The organism is Streptomyces aurantiaciflavus, from assembly GCF_049808595.1.
Lineage (GTDB): Bacteria > Actinomycetota > Actinomycetes > Streptomycetales > Streptomycetaceae > Streptomyces.
This window is the reverse complement of sequence record NZ_JBNCAQ010000008.1, coordinates 17616-31712: the sequence shown is the minus strand read 5'-3', so window position 1 is coordinate 31712 and position 14097 is coordinate 17616. Positions and strand designations below refer to the sequence as shown.

The window sequence follows — 14097 nt, the reverse complement described above, 5'->3', positions numbered from 1 at the left end:
GCAGGCATACCGCACAACGATAACGGGTATGGATGCGCGGCTTGAAACCGAGCAGGTCAGACCGGCTACGAAGAGCCGACCTGACCTGTTCGGAAGCAGTACGTCCAGAAGGTGTCAGTTCTTCTGGATCTGGTCGAAGCTCAGCTCGACCGGGGTCTCACGACCGAAGATCTCCACCAGACCCTTGACCTTCTTGGAGTCGGCGTTGATCTCGTTGATGGTGGCCTGCAGCGTGGCGAACGGGCCGTCGGTGACGGTGACCGAGTCCCCGACCTCGAAGTCCAGCACCTGGACCTCGACCTTGCGCTGCGGAGCCGGCTTGCCCTCGGCCTCGGCGGCCTCACGCGCGGCCTTCTCCTCGGCCTCCGGGGCGAGCATCTTGACGATCTCGTCCAGGGTCAGCGGGTACGGGTCGTAGGCGTTGCCCACGAAGCCGGTGACGCCGGGGGTGTTGCGGACGACGCCCCAGGACTCGTTCGTCAGGTCCATGCGGACCAGGACGTAACCCGGGAGCTTGTTCTGCTTGATCGTCTTGCGGTCGCCGTTCTTGATCTGGACGACCTCCTCCTGCGGCACCTCGGCCTGGAAGATGTAGTCCTCGACGTTCAGCGAGACGGCGCGCTGCTCCAGGTTGGTCTTCACGCGGTTCTCGTAGCCGGCGTAGGTGTGGATGACGTACCACTCGCCGGGCAGGGTGCGCAGCTCCTCGCGCAGGGCGGCGACGGGGTCGACGGGCTCGGCCGGCTCTTCCTCGGCGACCGCCTCGTCCTCCTCGTCGGCCTCGTCCTCGACGTGGAGCGCGGCTTCCTCGGCGGGCTCGCCCACCTCGGCGTCGGCAGCCTCGAACTCGTCCAGGTCCTCGTCCGCGCCCTCGACGATGTCGAGCTCGTCGTCAGCCTCGTCCGGCTCGATGGCGTCGTTCAGGTTCTGGTCAGACACGGTGGCTGCTTCTTCCTGGATACATAGGGGTGGAACACGCGAAAGGGGCGCCGATCACCCGGCGCCCTTCGCTCCTGGCTCAGCCGAAGACGTACTTGGCGGCGTGGCTGAGTCCATAGTCAATCACGGTCACCAGGCCGATCATGATGACGACGAAGACGATCACCACGGTCGTGTAAGTCGTCAGCTGACCCCGCGTCGGCCAGACGACCTTGCGAAGCTCGGCGATGATCTGACGGTAGAAGAGCGCGAGCCGCTTCAGCGGGCCCTTCTTGGCGCGCTTGCCGCCCTTACGTGTCTTCTTCTTGGCCTCAGGGACCTCGTCCTGGGCATCAGGCGTGTCGATGGAGCCCACGGCATCCGCCATTCGTCCTCACCTGTTCCCGGGTCGTGGCCGTGCCGCGCCCGGTCTGAGCCGCACGGCGGTGCATTGCTGTACGTACATGCGCACACATCCTGGCGATGGTGTGTGTAGCAGGGCCGGAGGGACTTGAACCCCCAACCGCTGGTTTTGGAGACCAGTGCTCTACCAATTGAGCTACGACCCTTTGTGTGTCCCCCAACGTACCGCATCCACCCGGATGCTTGGTGTGCACCGGTTGGGGCGCGGCTGTCGAAGGCCAACGACGTAGGAGTGTACGTGGTCCTGAGCGCCTCGTCGAACGGAAACCGCCCTGTGGGGCGCCCGTGGCGGAAGATCGTCGGGAAAAGGACCGGAAGATCACCCGGGCCATCGCCCGGATCGCGGCCCGGATACGGACGGGTGTTCAGGGATTTGCCCGCGCATGTTCAGTCTGTGAAACCCGCGTGCCGGGCCGGTTTCCTGTCTGAAAACATGGGCTGCATGAGCGCTGCAACCCCTCCCACCGAGCGCCGGGTCTCCGCCCGAGTCGGCGCGATCTCCGAGTCCGCCACCCTCGCCGTGGACGCCAAGGCCAAGGCCCTGAAGGCCGCCGGGCGTCCGGTGATCGGCTTCGGCGCCGGAGAGCCCGACTTCCCGACCCCGGACTACATCGTCGAGGCCGCCGTCGCGGCCTGCAAGGACCCGAAGTACCACCGCTACACGCCGGCCGGCGGACTGCCCGAGCTGAAGGCCGCGATCGCCGCGAAGACGCTGCGCGACTCGGGCTACGAGGTCGACCCGTCGCAGATCCTGGTCACCAACGGCGGCAAGCAGGCGATCTACAACGCCTTCGCCGCGATCCTCGACCCGGGTGACGAGGTCATCGTCCCGGCGCCGTACTGGACGACGTACCCGGAGTCGATCCGCCTGGCCGGGGGTGTGCCGGTGGAGGTCGTCGCCGACGAGACGACCGGTTACCGGGTCTCGGTGGAGCAGCTGGAGGCGGCGCGCACGGAGAAGACCAAGGTCGTCCTCTTCGTGTCGCCGTCGAACCCGACCGGCGCGGTCTACAGCGAGGCCGAGACCGAGGCGATCGGCCGCTGGGCCGTCGAGCACGGGCTGTGGGTGCTGACGGACGAGATCTACGAGCACCTGGTCTACGGCGACGCGGCCTCCGTGTCGCTGCCCGCGCTCCTGCCCGAGCTGCGTGACAAGTGCGTCGTGGTCAACGGTGTCGCCAAGACGTACGCCATGACCGGCTGGCGGGTGGGCTGGATCATCGGCCCGAAGGATGTCGTGAAGGCGGCGACGAACCTGCAGTCGCACGCGACGTCGAACGTCTCGAACGTGGCCCAGGTGGCCGCCCTCGCCGCCGTCTCCGGCGACCTGGAAGCCGTCGCGAAGATGCGCGAGGCCTTCGACCGGCGCCGCAGGACCATCGTACGGATGCTCAACGAGATCGACGGCGTCCTCTGCCCGGAGCCCGAGGGCGCGTTCTACGCGTACCCGTCGGTCAAGGCCCTGCTCGGCAAGGAGATCCGCGGCAAGCGTCCGCAGGACACCGTCGAGCTGGCCGCGCTCATCCTGGAGGAGGCCGAGGTCGCGGTGGTCCCGGGCGAGGCCTTCGGCACGCCGGGCTATCTGCGGCTGTCGTACGCGCTGGGTGACGAGGATCTCGTCGAGGGTGTGAGCCGTATCCAGAAGCTGCTGGCGGAGGCCAGGGACTGATCTTCGGCACAGGGGAGCACCCGGGAAGTTCCCGGGTGCTCCCCTGTCGTTTGTGCGAGCAAGACCACGTTCGGGGAATCCGCTACCCGGACGGCACCGGCGTACGGCAGGATCCTGGGATGGAGCATGTACGTGATGTCTCTGAGCTGCCGAAGGCCCATCTGCACCTGCACTTCACGGGGTCGATGCGGCCGGGCACCGTGCTGGAACTGGCCGACAAGCACGGAGTGCGTCTGCCCGAGGCGCTGACCGACGCGCTGACCAGCGGGGAGCCGCCGAGACTGCGGGCCACGGACGAGCGGGGCTGGTTCCGCTTCCAGCGGCTGTACGACGCGGCCCGCTCGTGCCTCAGGGAGCCGGAGGACATACAGCGTCTGGTGCGGGAGGCCGCCGAGGAGGACCTGCGGGACGGCTCCGGGTGGCTGGAGATCCAGGTCGACCCGACGTCGTACGCGCCGCGGCTGGGCGGGCTGATTCCGGCGCTGGAGGTCATCCTCGACGCGGTGGAGACGACCTCGCGGGAGACCGGGCTCGGGATGCGGGTGCTGGTGGCGGCGAACCGGATGAAGCATCCGCTGGACGCCCGGACGCTGGCCCGGCTGGCGGTGCGGTACGCGGACCGGGGCGTGGTCGGGTTCGGGCTCTCCAACGACGAGCGGCGGGGCATGGCGCGGGACTTCGACCGGGCGTTCGCCATCGCACGGGACGGTGGGCTGCTGTCGGCGCCGCACGGGGGCGAGCTGACCGGGCCGGCCTCGGTCCGGGACTGTCTGGACGACCTGCACGCCTCACGGATCGGGCACGGGGTGCGGGCGGCGGAGGACCCACGGCTGCTGAAGCGGCTGGCCGACCGGGGCGTGACCTGCGAGGTGTGCCCCGCCTCGAACGTGGCCCTGGGCGTGTACGAGAAGCCCGAGGACGTGCCGCTGCGGACCCTGTTCGACGCGGGTGTCCCGATGGCCCTGGGCGCCGACGACCCCCTCCTCTTCGGCTCGCGCCTTGCGGCCCAGTACGAGCTGGCCCGCCACCATCACGCCTTCACGGACGAGGAGTTGGCGGAGCTGGCCCGGCAGTCGATCCGGGGCTCGGCGGCCCCTGAGGACGTGAAGGCGAAGCTGTCGGCGGGGGTCGACGACTGGTTGGCGTGAGCGTGCCGGGGCGGTGACCGCTCACCGCCCCCGCCAGGCGCTCAGCCGGCGTCGGCCGTCGGTCCCACCTCCGGCAACTGCGGGGAGCGGGCCGACCGGCGCATGACGCCCTCCGCGACGGGGGCCTACACCCGCACGCCGACGGTCACCGGCTCGTTGACCAGTGTGATCCCGAAGGCTTCCCGGACCCCGGTCACGACCTCGCGGGCCAGCGCCAGCAGGTCCTCGGTCGTGGCCTCGCCGCGGTTGGTGAGGGCGAGGGTGTGCTTGGTGGAGATGCGGGCGGGCCCGCTGCCGTAGCCCTTGGTGAAGCCGGCTTTGTCGATCAGCCAGGCCGCGGAGGTCTTGGTGTGTCCCTCCCCCGCGGGGTAGGCGGGCGGCTCGACGCCCTCGCCCAGCCGCTCCTTCACGCGCGCGTGGAACACGGCGAAGTCGGCGTCGGTGAGGATCGGGTTGGTGAAGAAGGACCCGGCGGACCAGGTGTCGTGGTCCTCGGGGTCGAGCACCATGCCCTTGCCGGCCCGCAGCTTCAGCACGGCCTCCCGCGCCTCGGCGAGCGGCACCCGGTCCCCTGGCTCGACGCCCAGCGCCCGTGCGGTCTCGGCGTACTTGATCGGCGCCGACAGCCCGCCGGCGTCCTCCAGCTCGAACCGCACGCGCAGGACGACGTACCGCTCGGGGGCGGACTTGAAGCGGCTGTGGCGGTAGGAGAACGCGCACTCCTCGTTGCCGACCGCGACCGTCTCGCCCGTCCGCCGGTCGTACGCGATCACCTCGGTGATCGTGGAGGAGACCTCCTGGCCGTACGCTCCCACGTTCTGGATCGGGGTCGCGCCCGCCGAGCCGGGGATGCCGGCCAGGCACTCGATCCCGGCGAGCCCGGCCTCGACGGTGCGGGCGACGGCGTCGGTCCACACCTCGCCGGCGGCCAGCTCCAGCCGCGTACCGACGAGCTCGACGCCGCGCGTGGCGATGCGCAGGGCGGTGCCGGCGAAGCCCTTGTCGCCGATGACCAGGTTGGAGCCGCCGCCGATGACGAGCAGCGGCGTCCCGGTGGCGTCGGCCTCGCGGACGACGTCGATCACCTCGGCGTCGGTCGTCGCGGTCACCAGCCGGGTCGCGGGGCCACCGAGGCGGAAGGTGGTCAGCGGGGCGAGAGGGGCGTCGTGGAGTACCTGCACGCGCCCAAGCCTACGAGACCCCACCGACAGCCCCCGGCATGTGTAAGGGGCGCCCCGCAATGGAGAACGCCCCTTACCTCGCCGCACGCGCGCGTGTCAGGCCAGCCGTACGACCGCCCGTGACATCCCCAGCACCTTCTGGCCCGCGCTGGTGACTGTGAGGTCGACCCGCACGGTGTTGTCGTCGAGCTTGGCCGCGACCTTGCCGCTGACCTCGATCAGGGCGCCCTGGTCGTCGTTGGGGACGACGACGGGCTTGGTGAAGCGGACGCCGTAGTCGACGACCGCGCCCGGGTCGCCGGTCCAGTCGGTGACGACGCGGATGGCCTCGGCCATGGTGAACATGCCGTGCGCGATGACGTCCGGCAGGCCCACCTCCTTGGCGAACTTCTCGTTCCAGTGGATCGGGTTGAAGTCCCCGGACGCGCCCGCGTACTGCACGAGGGTGGCACGGGTCACAGGGAACGACTGCGCCGGCAGTTCGGTACCGACCTCGACGTCGTCGTAAGCGATCTTCGCCGTCATGTCAGCTCTCCTCCGCCGCGCGGGCCACGAGCTTGGTCCAGGCGGTCACGACGTGCTCGCCGGCCTCGTCGTGGACCTCGCCGCGGATGTCCAGGATGTCGTTGCCGGCCAGGGACTTGATGCCCTCTATGGTCGAGGTCACCGTGAGCCGGTCACCGGCGCGCACGGGGCGCTTGTAGGCGAACTTCTGGTCGCCGTGCACCACCCGGCTGTAGTCCAGGCCCAGCTGTGGGTCCTGGACGACCTGTCCCGCGGCCTTGAAGGTGATGGAGAACACGAAGGTCGGCGGGGCGATCACATCGGGGTGCCCGAGCGCCTTGGCGGCCTCCGGGTCGGTGTACGCCGGGTTGGCGTCCCCCACGGCCTCCGCGAACTCGCGGATCTTCTCCCGTCCGACCTCGTAGGGATCGGTGGGCGGGTAGGTCCGCCCCACGAAGGACTGGTCGAGCGCCATGGGCTCGGCACCTCCTGGTTGCTCTACTGACCTGGTTGCTCTACTGACCGGTACCGGTCGCTCAACGACGCGAGGCCGCCCCCGATCACTCGGGGACGGCCTCGCGTACGAGCCTGATTTATCGCGTCTCGCGGTGCGCGGTGTGCGCGTTGCAACGCGGGCAGTGCTTCTTCATCTCAAGACGGTCCGGGTTGTTGCGCCGGTTCTTCTTGGTGATGTAGTTCCGCTCCTTGCACTCCACGCAGGCCAGCGTGATCTTCGGGCGGACGTCGGTGGCAGCCACGTGAGTGCTCCTTGACGAACGGATGGGACGATTTAACGCAAGAAAGAGTAGCCGATCGAAGGACCGACCCCGCAATCGGCTACTGCCAGTAGCGGTGACCGGACTTGAACCGGTGACACAGCGATTATGAGCCGCTTGCTCTACCGACTGAGCTACACCGCTGTGATGCGATCGGGTCCCGCCTCGCGGCGGGAACCTCTCACACCAGAGCCCCAATACGGAATCGAACCGTAGACCTTCTCCTTACCATGGAGACGCTCTGCCGACTGAGCTATTGGGGCGAGCGATGAAGACATTACACGGTCCGCCGCCGTTCACCCAAATCCGATTCAGGTACCCCGCCGCAGGCCGTTTCCCCGAGGTCCCCGCAGGCCCATGGCCCTCTCGAGGCCGCCGGACCACACCGGTACGACTATTGCGCTCCTCCCGGCCGACGCCTGACGGCCGCCCTAGGCTCGACTCACTCTCCGTGATCTTGCGTCCCCCCGCGCAGTTCCCGAGCTCTGGAGCGCGATGCCCGAAAGCCAGTCGCAGCCGCCCCCGCCGTCGCCCCTGCCCGGCCCGTCGGACCCGGCCGCCCTCCTGCTCTGCGGCGCGCGCCTCACGGACGGCCGGACCGTGGACGTACGGCTGGGCCGCGGGCGCATCGAGGCGGTCGGCACGGCCGGCAGCCTGGCGGCCGGCGCGGCCCGCGGCATCCGCGTGGACCTCCGCGGCTACCTCCTCCTCCCCGCCCCGGCCGAGCCCCACGCGCACGTCGACACCGCCCTGTCCGCCGACGCCGACGGTCCCGTCTCGTACGTGCCCGAGGACGTCCAGCGCCGCGCCACGGAGGCCGCGCTGCTGCAACTCGGCCATGGTGCGACCGCGCTGCGCGCCCATGTCCGCGTGGGCGACGTGCAGGGCCTGGGCGCGCTGGCCGCCGTCCTGGAGTCCCGGCGTGCGCTGCGCGGGCTGGCCGAGCTGACGACGGTGGCGATGCCCCGGGTGCTGACCGGGGTGGCCGGCGCGGACGGGGTGGCGATGCTGCGCGAGGCGGTGACGATGGGCGCCTCCGTCGTGGGCGGCTGCCCGGACCTGGACCCCGATCCGACGGGCTACGTGGAGACCGTCCTGCGGGTCGCGTCGGACCACGGCTGCCCCGTCGACCTGCACACGGACGCCACCGACCCGGCGCGCCTGGCCCGCCTCGCCGCGATGGCCGGCGGCCTGCGCCCGGGTGTCACCCTCGGCCCCTGCTCCGCCCTCGCCCACCTCCCCGCCGAGGCCGCCACCCGCACCGCCGACCAGCTCGCCGCCGCCGGCGTGACGGTGGTGTGCCTCCCCCAGGGCGGCTGCGGCGTCGCGGAACGCCGCGGCACCGCCCCCGTACGGCTGCTGCGCGCGGCCGGCGTCCGCGTCGCCGCCGGCAGCGGCGCCCTGCGGGACGTCTCCAACCCCGTCGGCCGCGGTGATCCCCTGGAGGCCGCCTATCTCCTCGCCTCCCGCCACGGCCTGCGCCCCGAGGACGCCTACGACACCGTGAGCGCCTCCGCCCGGGCGGCCCTCGGACTCCCCGAGGTCCGTGTGGAGGCGGGCTTCCCCGCCGACCTCCTGGCAGTGCGCGGCGACCGTCTCCCGTCCGCCCTCTCCCTGGCCTACAGCCGCATCGTGATCCACCAGGGCCGGCTGGTGGCCCGCACGAGCGCGGTGCGGGAGTACTGCGACTCGGCTGCGGCAGCGGAGCTGGGGCTGCCACGGCAGGGGCGGGGGGAGTTGCCGTAGGGACGTGCTCCCGCCCGTGCCCGTCCGTCGCGGGCAGGAGCCGATGGCTCGGGCCGGGCGGCACTCGGCCCGTTCGGCGTTCGTCGTTCGGGCGTTCGGGCGTTCGGGCGTTGAGGCGTTCGGGCGTTGAGGCGTTCGGGTGAAGCGGCGGTCGGGAGGGTACGGGCGTACGGTCGGAAGCATGCGCATTGTCATCGCTGGGGGTCATGGTCAGATCGCGCTGCGGCTGGAGCGGCTGCTCGCCGCGCGCGGGGAAGAGGTCGCGGGGATCATCCGAAGGCCCGAACAGACCGACGACCTGCGGGCCGTCGGCGCCGAACCGGTCGTGCTGGACCTGGAGTCGGCATCGGTCGAGGAGGTCGCGGAGCGGCTGAGGGGCGCGGACGCGGCGGTGTTCGCGGCGGGCGCTGGTCCGGGGAGCGGGACGGCCCGCAAAGAGACCGTCGACAAGGGCGCGGCGGTGCTGTTCGCGGACGCGGCGGTCCGGGCGGGCGTACGCCGCTTCGTGGTCGTGTCGTCCTTCGGCGCGGACCCCGGCCACCAGGGCGACGAGGTCTTCGACGTCTACCTGCGCGCCAAGGGCGAGGCGGACGCGTACGTCCAGGGCCTGGACACCCTCGACTGGACGATCCTGCGCCCGGGTTCACTGACGGACGAGGAGGGCAAGGGTCTGGTCCGTCTGGAGGCCCACACGGGCCGCGGCTCGGTCCCGCGCGACGACGTGGCCACCGTGCTGGCGGAGTTGCTGGACACCCCGGCGACGGCCGGTCTGACCCTGGAACTGATCAGCGGGTCGACACCGGTGTCGGTGGCGGTGAAGTCGGTGGCCGGGAACTGAGCGTCCCGGGGGCCCGTTGTCAGAACAGGGGCAGTTGCCCGGGCATGTCGGGCACGACGTAGCCGTCCAACGACGGCTGCACCGCACCCAGTTGTGCCGTCCGGCGCGAGCCGGGGCAGGAGATGAGCCGCCCGTTCTCCCGTGCCCCCGTCGGGTCGTGCCGGGCGAACCGACCGGCGACGACGGCGATCTCGCGACGGCACTCGGGGCAGGTGCTGCGGCGGCTGGACATGGAGTCAGTGTGCCCCAGTGCGCCACATGGCTACCCCGGCGCGGCGCACGCCCCGCTCGCCGCGCGGAAGTACGCCCCTCTCCCTAGCATCCGTACATGTGGCACATACCTTCGAGGAACTCGTGGAGAAGCAGCGCGCGGCCGACGAGGCACACGCGAGGGTCCTGCACCTGCGGGACACCTACGGCGCGCCCACGGCGGCCCCTTGGTCGGAAACCCAGACCGACACCTACGAAACCGCATGGCGCGCCTGGCGCGACCTCGCCCGGGACGTGCAGGCCGCAGTGACCGAGTACGCCAAGGACGAGGGCAAACCCCGCACGGACGTCGAGGCGGAAGTGAAGAGGACTGCGAAGACACCGCAGGAGACCCCGTCCGGGGAGGAGTGATCCAGGTCACCCACACCAGCCCTCGCCACGAGAAACGCAACGAGAAACCCCCTCCGCTCTGCGTTTCCGCAGTTCGGAGGGGGTCTCTCAGCGTGGCGGCGCCAGGATTCGAACCTGGGAAGGCTGAGCCGGCAGATTTACAGTCTGCTCCCTTTGGCCGCTCGGGCACACCGCCGGGTTTGCTGCCGATCGAACCGCTTTTCGGCGGTGCTCCCTGGCAACGACGTAAACGATACCCGATGGGGAGGGGTGCTTCGCCACCTGGATTCCTGGGCGCCGGTACGGAGCCGGGTGGCTAGGCTTGTCCGGATGCGGCCCGAGCCCACGCCGGGCTCGGCGGCAGCCCATAGGACGCCGACACGCACCCGACACGCACCCGATACAAGGAGCCACAGGACATGGCCGACTCCAGTTTCGACATCGTCTCGAAGGTCGAGCGGCAGGAGGTCGACAACGCCCTCAACCAGGCCGCCAAGGAGATTTCGCAGCGCTACGACTTCAAGGGCGTCGGCGCCTCGATCTCGTGGTCCGGTGAAAAGATCCTGATGGAGGCGAACTCCGAGGACCGGGTGAAGGCTGTCCTCGACGTCTTCCAGTCGAAGCTGATCAAGCGCGGGATCTCGCTGAAGGCACTGGACGCGGGCGAGCCCCAGCTCTCCGGCAAGGAGTACAAGCTCTTCGCGGAGATCAAGGAAGGCATCTCCCAGGAGAACGCGAAGAAGGTCGCCAAGCTCATCCGCGACGAGGGCCCCAAGGGCGTGAAGGCCCAGGTGCAGGGCGACGAACTGCGCGTCAGCTCCAAGAGCCGCGACGACCTGCAGGCCGTCATCGCTCTGCTGAAGGGTCAGGACTTCGACTTCGCGCTGCAGTTCGTGAACTACCGGTAGGCATCCGGTACCGGTCGCCCTCGTGCTACCGGTGACGAGGAAGGGTGGGCGCCCCTGCGGCGCCCACCCTTCTCGCCCGCTGGCTGCGGGTCAGGGGCGCGCTCAGTCGCGCGAATGGCCGAACAGGATGCGGTAGACGATCAGGAGCACGAGCGATCCGCCGATCGCCGCGGCCCACGTTGCGCCGTCGTAGAAGTCCTTGGTGATGGGGTGGTCCAGCCAGCGGGCCGATATCCAGCCGCCGATGAACGCGCCCGCGATGCCGATGAAGGTCGTGCCGATGAAGCCGCCCGGGTCGCGGCCCGGCAGCAGGACCTTGGCGATGACTCCGGCCAACAGCCCCAGAATGATCCAGCTGATGATGCTCATGCCCTGAACCTGCCCTTCCGTGCTGTGCGCGCGCTGTCCCGGCACTGTGATGTTGCTCCGGACAGGCTGTGCGTAGTGCGTCGTGCGCCGTTCTCGTGGCGGCCGTTCTCGTCGTGCGTCGTGCTTGTGCGCGCGTTCGTGCCGTGTTGATTCGTACCGTGTTGAGGGGGACGACGCCCTGGCGACACCCTGCGGTTCCCCCCGCCAGTAGGGTGCGGCTCATGACACAGCCCGCATCGGCCGCCGAGCTACGGCGCACCCTGGGCGTCGGAGACGCCGTGGTCATCGGGCTCGGCTCGATGATCGGCGCGGGCATCTTCGCCGCCCTCGCTCCCGCCGCGCACGCCGCGGGCTCCGGGCTGCTGCTCGGCCTCGGACTCGCCGCGCTCGTCGCCTACTGCAACGCCACGTCGTCGGCCCGCCTGGCCGCCGTCTACCCGGCCTCGGGCGGCACCTACGTGTACGGCCGCGAGCGGCTCGGCCCCTTCTGGGGGTACCTCGCGGGTTGGTCGTTCGTGGTCGGCAAGACGGCCTCCTGTGCGGCGATGGCGCTGACGGTCGGGGCGTACGTCTGGCCGGCGCAGGCGCACGCGGTGGCGGTCGCGGCCGTGGTGGTGCTGACCGCGGTGAACTATGGCGGCATCCAGAAGTCGGCCTGGCTGACGCGGGTGATCGTGGCGGTGGTGCTGGCGGTTCTCGCTTCCGTGGTCGTGGTGTGCCTGGGCTCCGGGGAGTCCGACGCCGGGCGACTGGACATCGGGGCCTCCGGAGGCTTCGGCGGGGTCCTCCAGGCCGCCGGCCTGCTGTTCTTCGCGTTCGCCGGGTACGCGCGCATCGCGACCCTCGGCGAGGAGGTGCGGGATCCGGCGCGCACCATTCCCCGCGCGATTCCGCTGGCGCTGGGCATCGCGCTGGTCGTCTACACGTGTGTGGCGGTGGCTGTCCTTTCCGTGCTGGGGTCGGGGGATCTCGGGCGCGCGGGCGCGCCGCTGGCGGACGCGGTGCGGGCGGCGGGCGTGCCGGGGCTGGTGCCGGTGGTCCGGGTCGGGGCCGCCGTGGCCGCGCTGGGTTCGCTGCTCGCCCTGATCCTGGGCGTCTCGCGTACGACGCTGGCCATGGCGCGGGACCGCCATCTGCCCGGCGCGCTGTCCGCCGTGCATCCGCGCTTCCAGGTTCCGCACCGGGCCGAACTGGCCGTGGGCGCGGTGGTCGCGGCCCTGGCCGCCACGGTGGACGTGCGGGGCGCGATCGGCTTCTCCTCCTTCGGCGTGCTGGCGTACTACGCGGTGGCCAACGCGTCGGCCTGGACCCTGGATCCGGCTCCCCTGAAGCGGGCGCTGCCCGCGGTGGGGCTTCTGGGGTGCGTGGTGCTGGCGTTCGCGCTGCCGGGGATCTCGGTGGTCGTCGGGGCGGCTGTGCTGGCGGTGGGTGTGGTCGCGTACGGGGTGCGGGCGAGGGTGGCTGCGGGGCGGCGGTAGGCCGGGCCGCGCTACGAGGTCGGTGCCTGCGCCCGCCGGGGTATGCCGGGGGCGGGCCACGGTCGGGCGCCGGTCGTGTCTTCGCCTGCTCGTTCTCGGTCATGCGTTCATGATGCAGGCCGCCACTGACAGCCGGGCCGGCCTGTGGACAACCGGCCGACTGTGGACAAGCAGCCTCTGTGGACGACGAGTGCCGCGGGGTGGGGTGCGCGAGTCGGCGAGACGGAAAGGGACGACGTGCGTGGTCAGCGCGCGGTGAACGGCTGGTCCGTGGGCACGATCTCGCGGCCCAGTGGGAGCAGGGAGACCGGGATCAGCTTGAAGTTGGCGATGCCGAACGGGATGCCGATGATCGTGAGGCAGAGGGCGATACCGGTGGCGATATGGGCCAGGGCCAGCCACCAGCCGGCAAGGATCAGCCAGAGGACGTTGCCGAGGCAGGAGGGCGCGCCCGCGTCGCGGCGCTCGACCGTCGTGTAGCCGAAGGGCCAGAGGGCGTAGACGCCGATACGGAACGCCGCGACGCCGAACGGAATGCCGATGATCGTGACGCACAGCAGCAGGCCCGCCAGCACGTAGCCGAGGAACAGCCAGAAGCCGCTCAGGACGAGCCAAATGACGTTCAGGATGGTCTTCACTGGTGGTGACCTGCCATCTTCTCGAGACGGGCGATGCGCTCCGCCATCGGCGGGTGCGTCGAGAACATCTTGGACAGTCCCTGGCCCGGGCGGAACGGGTTCGCGATCATCATGTGGCTCGCGGTCTCGATGCGGGGCTCGGGGGGCAGCGGAAGCTGTTTGGTGCCGTGTTCGAGCTTGCGCAGGGCGCTCGCGAGGGCGAGCGGGTCGCCGGTGAGCTGGGCGCCGGAGGCGTCGGCCTCGTACTCCCGGGAGCGGCTGATGGCCAGTTGGATGAGACTGGCGGCGAGCGGGCCGAGGAACATGATCAGGAGCATGCCGAGGATGCCGGGGCCGTCGTCGTCGTTGGAGCGGCCGACCGGGATCAGCCAGGCGAAGTTGACCAGGAACATGATCACGGAGGCGAGGGCGCCGGCGACCGAGGAGATGAGGATGTCGCGGTTGTAGACGTGGCTCAGCTCGTGGCCGATGACGCCGCGCAGTTCGCGCTCGTCGAGGAGGCGGAGGATGCCGTCCGTGCAGCACACGGCGGCGTTGCGCGGGTTGCGGCCGGTGGCGAAGGCGTTGGGCGCGTCGGTCGGGGAGATGTAAAGGCGGGGCATGGGCTGGCGGGCCTGGGTTGAGAGCTCGCGGACCATGCGGTAGAGGGCCGGGGCCTCGAACTCGCTCACCGGGCGGGCGCGCATGGCACGCAGCGCCAGCTTGTCGCTGTTCCAGTACGCGTACGCGTTGGTGCCGAGCGCGATCAGGACCGCGACGACGAGACCGGTGCGACCGAAGAAGCTGCCGATGACGATGATGAGTGCGGACAGTCCCCCGAGGAGTACTGCGGTCCTGAGCCCGTTGTGCCGGCGGTGCACGGTACGCCCTCCAAGTCGTGCGGCAGGGGAACCCTTTGCTG

General features: G+C 70.5%; 17 protein-coding genes and 4 tRNA genes. 7 read left to right on the top strand and 14 right to left on the bottom strand.

The features are described from left to right. Positions 1-114: 114 nt before the first annotated feature. The 3 genes from nusG to ACPT94_RS10790 all read right to left on the bottom strand — a co-directional run bounded on the left by nusG (position 115) and on the right by ACPT94_RS10790 (position 1487). Positions 115-939: a transcription termination/antitermination protein NusG gene (gene nusG, locus ACPT94_RS10800; protein WP_425245720.1), complete on the bottom strand. Its 825-nt coding sequence runs from the start codon at positions 937-939 to the stop codon at positions 115-117. 79 nt (positions 940-1018) lie between these two features. Next, positions 1019-1306: a preprotein translocase subunit SecE gene (gene secE, locus ACPT94_RS10795; RefSeq protein ID WP_360332043.1), complete on the bottom strand. Its 288-nt coding sequence runs from the start codon at positions 1304-1306 to the stop codon at positions 1019-1021. Between the two features lie 108 nt (positions 1307-1414). Next, positions 1415-1487: transfer RNA gene (locus tag ACPT94_RS10790), tRNA-Trp, on the bottom strand. Between the two features lie 296 nt (positions 1488-1783). Between ACPT94_RS10790 and ACPT94_RS10785 the strand changes: the two genes are divergently transcribed. Both ACPT94_RS10785 and ACPT94_RS10780 read left to right on the top strand, forming a co-directional pair. Further along, positions 1784-3010, top strand: coding sequence for a pyridoxal phosphate-dependent aminotransferase (locus ACPT94_RS10785; protein WP_360332040.1), 1227 nt, complete (start codon positions 1784-1786; stop codon positions 3008-3010). Positions 3011-3129: 119 nt separating this feature from the next. Then, on the top strand, positions 3130-4158 hold the full coding sequence (locus ACPT94_RS10780) for an adenosine deaminase (protein ID WP_360332037.1): 1029 nt from the start codon (positions 3130-3132) through the stop codon (positions 4156-4158). 125 nt (positions 4159-4283) lie between these two features. On the opposite strand, the gene ACPT94_RS10775 is transcribed toward ACPT94_RS10780, so the two are convergent. The 6 genes from ACPT94_RS10775 to ACPT94_RS10750 all read right to left on the bottom strand — a co-directional run bounded on the left by ACPT94_RS10775 (position 4284) and on the right by ACPT94_RS10750 (position 6882). Continuing rightward, the gene (locus ACPT94_RS10775) at positions 4284-5339 is read right to left on the bottom strand and encodes a UDP-N-acetylmuramate dehydrogenase (protein ID WP_425245719.1); all 1056 of its coding nucleotides are present in this window, start codon (positions 5337-5339) and stop codon (positions 4284-4286) included. A gap of 96 nt (positions 5340-5435) precedes the next feature. Continuing rightward, entirely contained in the window at positions 5436-5864 is a 429-nt protein-coding gene (locus tag ACPT94_RS10770; RefSeq protein ID WP_360332031.1) for a MaoC family dehydratase, read from the bottom strand. Position 5865: 1 nt separating this feature from the next. Further along, on the bottom strand, positions 5866-6318 hold the full coding sequence (locus tag ACPT94_RS10765) for an FAS1-like dehydratase domain-containing protein (protein ID WP_360332029.1): 453 nt from the start codon (positions 6316-6318) through the stop codon (positions 5866-5868). A gap of 118 nt (positions 6319-6436) precedes the next feature. Continuing rightward, entirely contained in the window at positions 6437-6601 is a 165-nt protein-coding gene (rpmG, locus tag ACPT94_RS10760) for a 50S ribosomal protein L33 (protein WP_003948671.1), read from the bottom strand. Between the two features lie 89 nt (positions 6602-6690). After that, positions 6691-6763, bottom strand: a tRNA-Met gene (locus ACPT94_RS10755). Between the two features lie 46 nt (positions 6764-6809). Further along, positions 6810-6882: transfer RNA gene (locus tag ACPT94_RS10750), tRNA-Thr, on the bottom strand. 232 nt (positions 6883-7114) lie between these two features. Between ACPT94_RS10750 and ACPT94_RS10745 the strand changes: the two genes are divergently transcribed. Next, on the top strand, positions 7115-8365 hold the full coding sequence (locus tag ACPT94_RS10745; protein WP_360332026.1) for an amidohydrolase family protein: 1251 nt from the start codon (positions 7115-7117) through the stop codon (positions 8363-8365). A gap of 181 nt (positions 8366-8546) precedes the next feature. Continuing rightward, on the top strand, positions 8547-9203 hold the full coding sequence (locus tag ACPT94_RS10740) for an SDR family oxidoreductase (protein WP_360332023.1): 657 nt from the start codon (positions 8547-8549) through the stop codon (positions 9201-9203). 19 nt (positions 9204-9222) lie between these two features. Here ACPT94_RS10740 and ACPT94_RS10735 read toward each other — a convergent pair whose 3' ends face one another. Then, on the bottom strand, positions 9223-9435 hold the full coding sequence (locus ACPT94_RS10735; protein ID WP_425245718.1) for a hypothetical protein: 213 nt from the start codon (positions 9433-9435) through the stop codon (positions 9223-9225). A 98-nt stretch (positions 9436-9533) separates the two neighbouring features. Between ACPT94_RS10735 and ACPT94_RS10730 the strand changes: the two genes are divergently transcribed. Beyond that, complete coding sequence (locus tag ACPT94_RS10730; protein ID WP_360332017.1) at positions 9534-9824, top strand: hypothetical protein; 291 nt, start codon at positions 9534-9536, stop codon at positions 9822-9824. 93 nt (positions 9825-9917) lie between these two features. On the opposite strand, the gene ACPT94_RS10725 is transcribed toward ACPT94_RS10730, so the two are convergent. Continuing rightward, positions 9918-9999 (bottom strand) — tRNA-Tyr (locus ACPT94_RS10725). A gap of 223 nt (positions 10000-10222) precedes the next feature. Between ACPT94_RS10725 and ACPT94_RS10720 the strand changes: the two genes are divergently transcribed. After that, complete coding sequence (locus ACPT94_RS10720) at positions 10223-10711, top strand: YajQ family cyclic di-GMP-binding protein (RefSeq protein WP_360332014.1); 489 nt, start codon at positions 10223-10225, stop codon at positions 10709-10711. A gap of 102 nt (positions 10712-10813) precedes the next feature. Here the strand turns inward: ACPT94_RS10720 and ACPT94_RS10715 are convergent, their stop codons facing one another. After that, entirely contained in the window at positions 10814-11080 is a 267-nt protein-coding gene (locus ACPT94_RS10715; RefSeq protein ID WP_360332011.1) for a GlsB/YeaQ/YmgE family stress response membrane protein, read from the bottom strand. Between the two features lie 221 nt (positions 11081-11301). Between ACPT94_RS10715 and ACPT94_RS10710 the strand changes: the two genes are divergently transcribed. Next, the gene (locus ACPT94_RS10710; RefSeq protein WP_360332008.1) at positions 11302-12558 is read left to right on the top strand and encodes an APC family permease; all 1257 of its coding nucleotides are present in this window, start codon (positions 11302-11304) and stop codon (positions 12556-12558) included. A gap of 245 nt (positions 12559-12803) precedes the next feature. On the opposite strand, the gene ACPT94_RS10705 is transcribed toward ACPT94_RS10710, so the two are convergent. Continuing rightward, complete coding sequence (locus tag ACPT94_RS10705) at positions 12804-13196, bottom strand: YccF domain-containing protein (protein ID WP_360332005.1); 393 nt, start codon at positions 13194-13196, stop codon at positions 12804-12806. Continuing rightward, complete coding sequence (htpX, locus tag ACPT94_RS10700) at positions 13193-14056, bottom strand: zinc metalloprotease HtpX (protein ID WP_360332002.1); 864 nt, start codon at positions 14054-14056, stop codon at positions 13193-13195. Before htpX ends, ACPT94_RS10705 begins: the two co-directional genes overlap by 4 nt. Positions 14057-14097: the final 41 nt, after the last annotated feature.

Bases quoted from the DNA above. Each gene is read 5' to 3' on its own strand.
- secE (WP_360332043.1), bottom strand. From the start codon at position 1,306: ATGGCGGATGCCGTGGGCTCCATCGACACGCCTGATGCCCAGGACGAG.
- ACPT94_RS10785 (WP_360332040.1), top strand. From the start codon at position 1,784: ATGAGCGCTGCAACCCCTCCCACCGAGCGCCGGGTCTCCGCCCGAGTC.
- ACPT94_RS10780 (WP_360332037.1), top strand. From the start codon at position 3,130: ATGGAGCATGTACGTGATGTCTCTGAGCTGCCGAAGGCCCATCTGCAC.
- ACPT94_RS10770 (WP_360332031.1), bottom strand. From the start codon at position 5,864: ATGACGGCGAAGATCGCTTACGACGACGTCGAGGTCGGTACCGAACTG.
- ACPT94_RS10765 (WP_360332029.1), bottom strand. From the start codon at position 6,318: ATGGCGCTCGACCAGTCCTTCGTGGGGCGGACCTACCCGCCCACCGAT.
- ACPT94_RS10745 (WP_360332026.1), top strand. From the start codon at position 7,115: ATGCCCGAAAGCCAGTCGCAGCCGCCCCCGCCGTCGCCCCTGCCCGGC.
- ACPT94_RS10740 (WP_360332023.1), top strand. From the start codon at position 8,547: ATGCGCATTGTCATCGCTGGGGGTCATGGTCAGATCGCGCTGCGGCTG.
- ACPT94_RS10735 (WP_425245718.1), bottom strand. From the start codon at position 9,435: ATGTCCAGCCGCCGCAGCACCTGCCCCGAGTGCCGTCGCGAGATCGCC.
- ACPT94_RS10720 (WP_360332014.1), top strand. From the start codon at position 10,223: ATGGCCGACTCCAGTTTCGACATCGTCTCGAAGGTCGAGCGGCAGGAG.
- ACPT94_RS10715 (WP_360332011.1), bottom strand. From the start codon at position 11,080: ATGAGCATCATCAGCTGGATCATTCTGGGGCTGTTGGCCGGAGTCATC.
- ACPT94_RS10710 (WP_360332008.1), top strand. From the start codon at position 11,302: ATGACACAGCCCGCATCGGCCGCCGAGCTACGGCGCACCCTGGGCGTC.